The sequence below is a fragment of the Leptospira ainazelensis genome, from assembly GCF_016918785.1.
GTDB lineage: Bacteria > Spirochaetota > Leptospiria > Leptospirales > Leptospiraceae > Leptospira > Leptospira ainazelensis.
Map to the genome: position 1 here is coordinate 1 of NZ_JAFFPT010000029.1, position 9579 is coordinate 9579.

10 protein-coding genes are annotated in these 9579 nt (G+C 36.8%); all 10 read right to left on the bottom strand.

What is annotated here, in order from left to right; genetic code table 11:
- Positions 1 to 374 (bottom strand): IS3 family transposase (locus JWG44_RS22265; RefSeq protein ID WP_232371559.1); only part of this gene is annotated, 374 nt, incomplete at its 3' end.
- Between the two features lie 37 nt (positions 375 to 411).
- Positions 412 to 687: a transposase gene (locus JWG44_RS22270; RefSeq protein ID WP_232371560.1), complete on the bottom strand. Its 276-nt coding sequence runs from the start codon at positions 685 to 687 to the stop codon at positions 412 to 414.
- Between the two features lie 115 nt (positions 688 to 802).
- Positions 803 to 1213, bottom strand: a complete 411-nt coding sequence (locus tag JWG44_RS08490) for an ATP-binding protein (RefSeq protein ID WP_205274530.1) — start codon at positions 1211 to 1213, stop codon at positions 803 to 805.
- Positions 1214 to 1484: 271 nt separating this feature from the next.
- Positions 1485 to 4799, bottom strand: a complete 3315-nt coding sequence (locus JWG44_RS08495; protein WP_205274531.1) for an Eco57I restriction-modification methylase domain-containing protein — start codon at positions 4797 to 4799, stop codon at positions 1485 to 1487.
- Between the two features lie 277 nt (positions 4800 to 5076).
- Positions 5077 to 5973 (bottom strand): DUF4238 domain-containing protein, encoded by an 897-nt coding sequence (locus JWG44_RS08500; protein ID WP_205274532.1) that lies wholly within the window; start codon positions 5971 to 5973, stop codon positions 5077 to 5079.
- 218 nt (positions 5974 to 6191) lie between these two features.
- On the bottom strand, positions 6192 to 6464 hold the full coding sequence (locus JWG44_RS08505; RefSeq protein WP_205274533.1) for an antitoxin: 273 nt from the start codon (positions 6462 to 6464) through the stop codon (positions 6192 to 6194).
- A gap of 948 nt (positions 6465 to 7412) precedes the next feature.
- Positions 7413 to 8339 carry a DUF4062 domain-containing protein gene (locus tag JWG44_RS08510; RefSeq protein WP_205274534.1) on the bottom strand — a complete coding sequence of 309 codons (927 nt, stop codon included), beginning with the start codon at positions 8337 to 8339 and terminating at the stop codon, positions 7413 to 7415.
- A gap of 263 nt (positions 8340 to 8602) precedes the next feature.
- Positions 8603 to 8932: a helix-turn-helix domain-containing protein gene (locus JWG44_RS08515; RefSeq protein WP_010577046.1), complete on the bottom strand. Its 330-nt coding sequence runs from the start codon at positions 8930 to 8932 to the stop codon at positions 8603 to 8605.
- A complete protein-coding gene (locus tag JWG44_RS22535; RefSeq protein WP_205274535.1) occupies positions 8916 to 9071 on the bottom strand; it encodes an addiction module toxin RelE in 156 nt (51 codons plus the stop codon). Before JWG44_RS22535 ends, JWG44_RS08515 begins: the two co-directional genes overlap by 17 nt.
- Entirely contained in the window at positions 9067 to 9282 is a 216-nt protein-coding gene (locus tag JWG44_RS08525; protein ID WP_205274536.1) for a hypothetical protein, read from the bottom strand. The genes JWG44_RS22535 and JWG44_RS08525 overlap by 5 nt, the downstream gene beginning before the upstream one ends.
- Between the last annotated feature and the right edge of the window lie 297 nt (positions 9283 to 9579).

Genomic DNA, 9579 nt, shown 5'->3' on the forward strand with positions numbered 1-9579 from the left:
ATAAGCCTTCCATCCCAACAACGTATTCCTAAAATATCGGAACACCATCTTAGATTGCTTTTTAATGTGATGATTTTCCCTTCATGGATCCGTTTTAACCTTGGAGCATTCCTTTGTAAAAGGAGGTTTTGTTCCTTCATGATTCGGTAGATCCGTTTATGATTCACTCGTGGTAAATCCTTGTTTCTATTGATCCGATTGACGATCGCTGTAATTCTTGGATACCCGTAGGTAGGTCTATCATGGCAGACATCTTTGATCGTTTGCAAGATATGCTCTTTGAATTCGGTGATCGAATGTTTTGTTCGAAGAAGGCGATTCTTGTAGTAAAAAATCGAACGGGAAACTCCTAATGCGGAAGCAATTCTTGTCATTGGAAACCTTCGATCCCTTCCAATGGCTTTTGCGAGATCAGTTTTTTTTTACGAGCAAGGATGACCGCTTCTTTGAGAATTTCGTTCTCTTCAGTCTTTCTTCCGAGAAGTCGTTCTTAATTCTCTGTTCGAGCTTTTTATACTCTGATTCAGGAACCAGGTTCTCTTCATTTTCGATTCCTTTGCTTGCACCGTTTTCCATAAAACGCCTCCACTGGAAGAGTTGACTGGGGGCTATGTTATACTTTCTCGCAACTAAAGAAACCGAATTTCCAGCTTCCAGCGTCTCTTTTACTATCTGTTCCTTCTCCATCGAAGACCATCTTCTTCTTCGTTGGACAGAGGTGATTACGTGAACCGTGTCATTAATGCTAGTACTATTCATAGCTTTACTCCTATTGTTTAGGAGCTAACTCAGGTGTACGGTTTTAAGTGGGGTAACTACAATATTCGTCTTGGAATTTTTCATCGAAAGCAATTTTCAAGGAAATGCCGCAATCCTTCTTTTTATCGCTGTTCGCATCTCCTTCCAAAATTGCAAGATCATCTCCGATAAGAAAGACTTCCATTAATATTGCTGGAGGAATCGGCAGAGATCCTTTCTCCAAATTTTCGATATATTCGTTAATAACTTCGTCATTGAATATATATTGTGTTAATTCATTCTTTAAATACTTCCCATGAAGTAATCCAGTCAATACAAGATGTAGGGCTTCTAATATAGTTGACTTCCCCGCTTCATTGTCACCCACCAGAATATTAATTCCGCTATTAAACTCGATTGTGAATCGACCTTTTAATGATTTATAGTTTTCTATAACTAATTTTCTGATTAACATACTAATTATTCTTAAGCTTCTATTATTGGATTAAGCCAGCCAAGGACGGCTGGCGTCTTAATGAGGGGCGCGGCATGGCAGATAACGAAAGAGGCTTCTCGACGTTCGCGTTCCCGAAGCGCCTGTGCGCGAAGGGATTGGCGGAGGCTTGAGCGACCTTAGTCGCGTCTCGCAAGCCGAACGACAAAGCGAATGTGGCGAAGCCCGGAGTGAGTCCGAGCGAGAGCCGTGAGTGACGAACGGAGCGAGAAGACGAAGTTATGCGCCGTTTTTAATAATTATCAACTTCAATTGTGTTTATTTCTTCTTTAGTCAAGCCATATAACTGATAAACCATCTGGTCAATTTCTTTATCTGTGTAGTCAATTGCTTCCTTAGCAGCAAGGGCTTCCTTTTTTAAGCGATTAAAGCGATTGAGCCACTTCTCTTCTTCCTCTGTAGATAAAATCTTTTTCTTTTTCTTAAGTTCACTAGTGAACTCTGACCAATTGAGTAGATACCAATCCTCTAATTTTCCTGTAACTTTTTGAATTTCGAATTCGGAGACTAAGAGAGTTGTAAAACTCTTCTGTATTTCCCCTAGTTCTTTATTTTTAGTGAGCATAACATCCGCTAGTTTAATAAAAGGCTTTTGATCTTCGGGTGGTATATTTTTGATCGGGATAGCCCTTAAGTCTTCGGGATAAATACTTGAATAAGAGCCTTGTAGAGTATCAGTACTCAGAAAGCTACTGAAATAAAATTTGCATAGTGTTGAGCAAAGGATCAAAAGCACATATTTAAGATTGATTTCAGAATCAACAAGAATTTCCCATCTATTTTCCGGTTTTTGAAATTTCAATACTTCGCTATTCCATAGGATTAGATGCATTAAATTATCATTTGAATAAAACTTTTCCTCATCATAATAGGCTATTATTGTATTATTTGCACCACTTATCCTTCTTACAATAACTTTGGGGCTATCAAATAATAGCGGATATTTAGCTCTATGAAAATGGTTGATATTATTATCATAATCAATATATTTATTTTCATAATTCGCATAGTATCGCTTAAGATCGCTACCTACAATATATTTCTTATATCCCTTTCTATATTCATTAAATATTACATCATCCTTTGTAAAATGTTTAGGACTTCCTTCCTTAGAATGGGCAACGACTCCTGTATTGATACATACAATTTGTCCAAGCAAAATCGAATCATCATGTAGTTTTTCATAAATATTAATTGAAATAGGATTAATATTTGTTTTTATCGCTGAATTTTTTAAATTTCGAAAGAATTGCGGGCTAACAAGGACAGAGGTTTCGTCAACGTTTTTCTTAATTTTTATTTTATTTTTTAAATTGTGCTTTTTATTCAGTACATAAATGAACGTTTGTCTTGCAACATTTTCAAAAATGATTTTTTCACCGAAATCGAGAATCTCTAGTATGCTATACTCTGATAAAAGCTTTTCTCTTGCTTTTGTCGAATGCTTTTCTTTAAGCAATGACGTTGGTAAAATAAATGATTGGTAACCTTGTGCATTAAGTAATTGCAAGCTTTTAGCAATAAAACAAATAAAAATATCCCAATGCCCCGTAAGCCAATCAGCAAATTTAGTCTCCAGTATTTTGACCTTGTCTCTATCATAGCTTGATAAAGTCCAATTTGAAACATAGGGAGGGTTCCCTACGACCACATCGAACCCGCCTGTGTCCATAATAGACTTAAACTTTTCCTTCCAATCAAACGCTAGTTCTCCCACGACAGATTTATCTTCTATCAATGAGTTACCCCATTTGATATTATTATGAAGGCTATTAAGTTTTTTATTTTTAGTCGCAGTTTTGAGCCAGAGTGCTAACTTTGTGATTTCGACTGATTCCTGGTTCAAGTCTACACCGTAGAGATTATTTTCTAAAATTGTTTTGCTGATGGAATCGAAATCGAAGAGTTCGCCTTGTGTAGTTTTATTTTTGATTTCTTTAATTTCAGCATACACTCTTTCATGTTCTTTCCAGAGATAGTTAAACGCGGCAATTAAAAATGCTCCCGAACCGCAAGCAGGGTCGAGGATTTTAATTTTAGACAGGTAATCATCTCTATATTCTCGTAAGATTGAGTATTCTTTATTTTTCTTTAAATTTGAATACTTCTTAGTTACCTCGGTTTTTTTATCTTCTAACCATGCTCCGACAGTCTTTTCAATTATATATCGAGTAATATGATCAGGAGTATAAAATACACCTTCTTTTTTGCGTTTTGTTTTCTTAGCATCAAATTTAATATGCTTATGTTCAAGGACATCTACTTCCTTCAAAAATTCCAATACAAATTGTTTTTCTTGTTTTCTCGGGGACTGATCTAATTCTTGAAAACTAACACGCATTTCCTCTAAATCTGAAATACTCTGCTCAAAGATGTGGCCGAGAATATTTACGTTTAATTCGTTCTCGTCACCAAAGTCATACCGCATTCCGATCTCTGCAATTTCTTCAAATAAGAAATTTGGTAGCTTAAGTGCATCGAGATCCGCATCAGGTTTAAATAATTCTCCATTATAACCATTTTCTATTCCGAAGGCCTTACCCTCATCTATTGCTTGAAATAAATCTTTTATTTTAGCATATATGCTAAAATGTTGAGAATTATAATATTTCTCTTTTATTTGCGATTGTATAATGTCTGCAGATAGTACATTTGAGGGAATTAGATGTTCTCTAGAATCTTCGCAAAACCAACAAAATATGATCCGATCTAAAAGCTTTTGAACTAATTGCAACAATTCAGATTTAGACTTGCTTAATTCATATTGCTGATTATGTTTCAGAGCTTCATAGAATATTTGACTTCTTAGATTTTTATAAGCAAAATAAAATTCTTTTTGGACTTTAGTTTCTTCAAAGCCTTTAATTCTAAGAAGTTCTTCTGTTTTAGAAATTCCGTTTAAGCTAAGTAGATTTTCTTTTTTAAGAAGCGTAATGAACTTTAAAATTTCTGTGTCCGTAGATAAAGGTAAATATTTATCTTGATATTCAGTTGGGACATTAAAGAAAAATGTCTCATAGACGTTTTGTCCCTTTTCCCGATTATAGATTCTAATTTCGTTGAAATTTGTGACTATACCCCATTTTGCGGACGGATGATTCAGAAGGTATTTCCAACATTGGTCAATTGGAGAAAGTTTATCTTGACGGTAGGATAATTTTGCTAAGTCATTTGAGTTTTGTCCTTTAAATTCTATTACTACTTCAGAAGTATTTATATTTTTCGAAAAATTTCCCAGAGCCAAATCTGCAAAACCCGGTGCACCTGTAACTCCTGCTCCATCAATTTTAAATTTCGGGTAAATGTTAAAATTTTCAGTATTTTCACCTTTCCCAATATAGCCCAATATTTTTTTAAAAACTATATCGACAAATTCAATTTCATCCGTACTTTCTTTATCTACGTCTGGATTAAATGTTTCGCAATTCTTTTGCCAATTAAGAACTATATCTCTTATCTCTTGCAATTTTTGAGAGGAAATTTGAAGTTCCTTTCTAAAATAATTATTCTTTTTAAAGTATGTTTCATTAAAGAGTGAATGGGACATTTTGTTTTATTGTCTTTTGGATCTGATTTTCCTATTTTTTAGAAATATTCTCAATTGGCGACTTTGTTTTTTAAAAATGGCGCATAACGAAAGAGGCTTCTCGACGTTGCGTCCGCAAGCGCTTGTGCGCGACGCGGTTGGCACGAGGTTCGAGGCGCCTTAGCGCCGGCTCGCGAACCGAAGTGACAAAGCAATGTGCCGGAGGCCGGAGTGAGCGCGAGCGGGAACCGTGAGTCGCGAACGAAGTGAGAAGCCGAAGTTAGACGCAGTGTTGCATTTATCCTGAATATCGATCGGAGACTTTCAGAATTTCAGTAAGAACATCTGGTATTGAACGGGGAGAAAACATAAACTTAATATCCGAAACCCATTGAAGATAATTTAACTCGTGAACATGACTCTCTGTAATAGGATAATATTGCCAATGTGGTTCATCTATTAAATCATCTATATAAAAAGCACGCTGAGGGGATATAGGAAAGACAATCTTTGTATTTGGTCTATTTATGCCTTTATTTTTATCATTCAAAATAAGGACGGGATTATCACTGGTCACAAAGGCTGGTTTATCGCAATGAAGAATTGACCATCTTTTCTTTAGTAATTGTTCTACCAAATGCATTGAGTTTCCCTTTATATTATCAAGAAAGGAATTTTTCAAATCGGTTGTGCTTTGATTTCTATATAAGTCATATCCCTCAAAATTCAATTCCAGCTCTGAATCAGATATTTCAATCGTCATTTTATTAGATTCTTTTTTAACCTCATCAAGCAGATTGACTATTTTTTTATGGTATTTTTCCCAATCTGAAAATTGAATTGGGTGCCTCACTAACATTAAGCCTAAAAAAGGAGAAAATCCTTTTTTATAAGAATCAGATTTATTAAAATTAAAGGAGCCATAAGCTAAAGTTTTCCATATTTGGCTTATTAAGCCTTCAATATCTGCAAACTCCGATTCTAAAGTAGTATCTTTACTACCTTCTATTTTTTTAGTATATAAATCATTCTTGGCAGCTACAGCCCGAATACCTGTTTTAAATTCTGCTTGGTCAGTATCGCCTCTTTGAAAGCACCATATTTCTGGACTTTCTGTTCCAATAGATTCTGTTACGGCAAAATATTCTAAGTAGAATTGTGGAATCCAATGATGTCTTCTCGGTATATTCTTCATCTTTATTGCAACATTGCGTCTAACGAAAGAGGCTTCTCGACGTTGCGTCCGCAAGCGCCTGTGCGCGATGCGGTTGGCACGAGGTTCGAGGCGCCTTAGCGCCGTCCCGCGAACCGAAGTGACAAAGCAATGTGCCGGAGGCCGGAGTGAGCGCGAGCGGGAACCGTGAGTCGCGAACGTAGTGAGAAGCCGAAGTTAGACGACGTGCGGGAACTTTCTCAGCGTTCTTTCAATTTCCCAGTTACATATTGATGTAATATACTTGAAACTAAAGTTTGATAAGGAATACCAATTTCCAAGGCCTTCGTTTTTAATAATTGAATATCTTTTCCAGCAATTCGAATATTCATCCTTTTATCTTTTAATAACGTATTTTTGGCAGCAGATTTAAACTTTTTTAAATACTGCGTTTTGTTATCAACCGGTTTCCATTCATTTTTCTCAATGGAGGATTCTAAACTCTTCTCTTCTTGACTAAGCTTATATTTCATAGATTTGCCTCCGGTAAATAGATGCTAGTATATTTTCTTGAGGGGTATGCAGTTTTTAAAAAATATGTATTCTTACTTTCAATTGTAGGTATTACCCAAGCGTAATTATCAATTTCAATGATAATCAAAATTTGATTTTGATACTTTTCTTTATTCGGATGTTTTAGAATTTCTAGAACAGATCCTGACTCAATTTCAATAACTATCCTCTCGAAACTGATATTCCGCTCTGCCTTTAATTTTTCATTCTTAATATTATCCCAATCAAAAACCACAGGTCTTAAATATCAAACGTGTGCCTTATGTCAATACAATCATTTTAACAAAATTTATTTGAAAGAGTCCTTTAAATGCATCTAAACTGATTGAAGTGTTTTTTGAAAAGTATCTGAAACCGGAGAGTTTTCCCACATGTCGTATAACGAAAGAAGCTTGCCGACGTCGCGTCCCCGAGCGCCTGCGCGCGAAAGGGTCGCGAACTTTTCTTACTGAAAAACTCTTCTCTTACTGAAAAACTCTTCTTTTACTATTTAGCCAAGTTCGCGAAGCGATGTGTCGAAGACCGAAGTGAGTCCGAACGGGAACCGTGAGTGACGAACGGAGCGGCAAGCGTTAGTTAGGCGAGCGTTCCGCGAGCGCCAAGAAAATATATCGTTAAACCATTGCAACCTAATGAAACAGTTGCAGTTATCCCTTTAAAACACTTAGCCAACCCAAAGAAAAGCGAAGCGGAATGTCGCCTAACGAAAGAGGCTTCTCGACGTTGCGTCCGCAAGCGCCTGTGCGCGATGCGGTTGGCACGAGGTTCGAGTGAGCCTTAGCGAACGTCGTCTCGCGAACCGAAGTGACAAAGCAATGGGCCGGAGGCCGGAGTGAGCGCGAGCGGGAACCGTGAGTCGCGAACGGAGTGAGAAGCCGAAGTTAAGCGCTGTGCCAATCTTTACTATTTTATCCGATGGTATCAAACTGTTTCTTAGCTTCAAAAACATCGCTCTTAAAAATTGAATGCCATTTTAGAAATTCTTTTAAAAGTTTGTTTAACCTTTTCTGATCCACAGCAACATTGACTTTTAATAATCTGTAATCAATTACTGTTTGAATACTGGAAAGATTAAGTTCTTTACTAAGGCCAATTGAAGTGTAACACTTTGAGTGCAAATCGTGAAATTTATTAAAGTCCTCAATTAAATAGTTCAATGTCCTGTTCAACTCATCATTAATAAAATAGTGCTTATTGTCGGATTCAAACTGCATCTCCCACCGAGATATGTAAGAAGTTAATATGGTGGTTTCAAGAAAATCTACCAATCCCCTCGCCTGATATTTGAGTAATTCTTCCATACCTCTAATTATTGGCAGAGCTTTCTGATAATCATATTCATGAACCAATGTGCGAATCTTATTAGATGGTAAATATTTAGGATCTAATTTCCTTATGGCAATTTCTCGAGCAACGGTGAAAATTCTTGATCTTACCTGTCGTAATAATTCCTGATCATTTTTATAATAGAAGAAAGATACATATTTAGCAGTAATTTCTTTTTCAAGAAATACTTTCAGAGGATCTTCTAATTTATTAGTTTTTTTAATATAAACATGCTTGGGGATTTCTGCTTGAACAGCTAATTCCCATTCCTCGTGCGTCCCCGATTTACCCGTCTCCGTAAGTGTTCCATAAGATTTATCAATTATAAATATAATAAAATCAGATTCGATTACATCTTGTCTGTAAGTTGCTGGAGTGGATGAGGGAGTTAAATTATTTTCATACCTCATAACGTCTGCGCCAGACGTTTCAAGAATCTCTGCAATTTTATCTCTAACATTTATTAGCGATAATACTGAACTTAAAAATATTCGAGGTCTAAAATACATTCATTCTTTCAATTAATTTTTTGGCATGGCGCTTAACGAAATAGGCTTCTCGACGTTGCGTCCGCAAGCGCCTGTGCGCGACGCGGTTGGCACGAGGTTCGAGTGAGCCTTAGCGAACGTCCTGCGAACCGACGTGACAAAGCAATGTGGCTTTAGCCCGGAGTGAGCGCGAGCGGGAACCGTGAGTCGCGAACGAAGTGAGAAGCCGTAGTTAGGCGACGTTTTTGCCGATGCACTAACAGATTACGCCAAGGATGGCGTTGTTAATTTTTAATCCCTAAAATATTCAATGCTTTAGAATTGTTTTTAAGAATGAATAACATTCTTTGAGCTGGACCTTGTGGAATATTCTTTCCAGATTCCCAAGCTTCAATTGTTTTAGCGGAAACACCTAATGCTTGAGCAAAAGTATTTTGAGTAAGATGCAAATTGGTCCTAATATTCCTGATTTCTTTACCTTTAAATGTTGGTAATTTCTGAATCTCGATAATCTGCGCTTTCACACCTGGAACTTTTTTGCCTTTCGTGTATTCAATTGCTTCATTAAGTCCTTTGGAAAGACTATTGAATAGTTTGCTACTTTCTTTTTTCATGTCGCACTCTCTTCGATTGAATTAATTCTTTTAAAGAAGTTACTAAATCCGCTAATCTCGTAAGTTCTTTCTTTGAAAGGTTCTCTTTGTCGTTTTTTTCAAGAAGTGTTATTAAGAATAATACAGAGAATTCTTCAATATCTAAGTAAAAAACTCGAACTCCTCCACTTCTTACCTATCCCTTTCTTTTTCCATCGTATCTTTCTAATTCCGTTAGAACCTTTAATTACCGGACCATACTTTGGATTTTCTAAAAGAAACTCTTGGAGTTCTTTTAACTCTTCATCTTCAAGTCCAGCTTTCTTCCAAAATAGATCGAAATCTGGAAGGTGAATGAATATTCTCTTCAAGAAATCAATTATCCCTATCTAATAGGGGAATGTCAATCTCTAAATCTTTACGAAATTTCGGCTTTAATCGCCGCAAGGACGCGGCGAAAGAAACCTGGGAAGCCACGGCAAAAATGTTCGCCTAACGAAAGAAGCTTGCCGACGTCGCGTCCCCGAGCGCTTGTGCGCGAAAGGGTCGTGAACTTCTCTTACTGAAAAACTCTTCTTTTACTATTTAACCAAGTTCGCGAAGCGATGTGTCGGAGACCGTAGTGAGTCCGAACGGGAACCGTGAGTGACGAACGGAGCGGCAAGCGT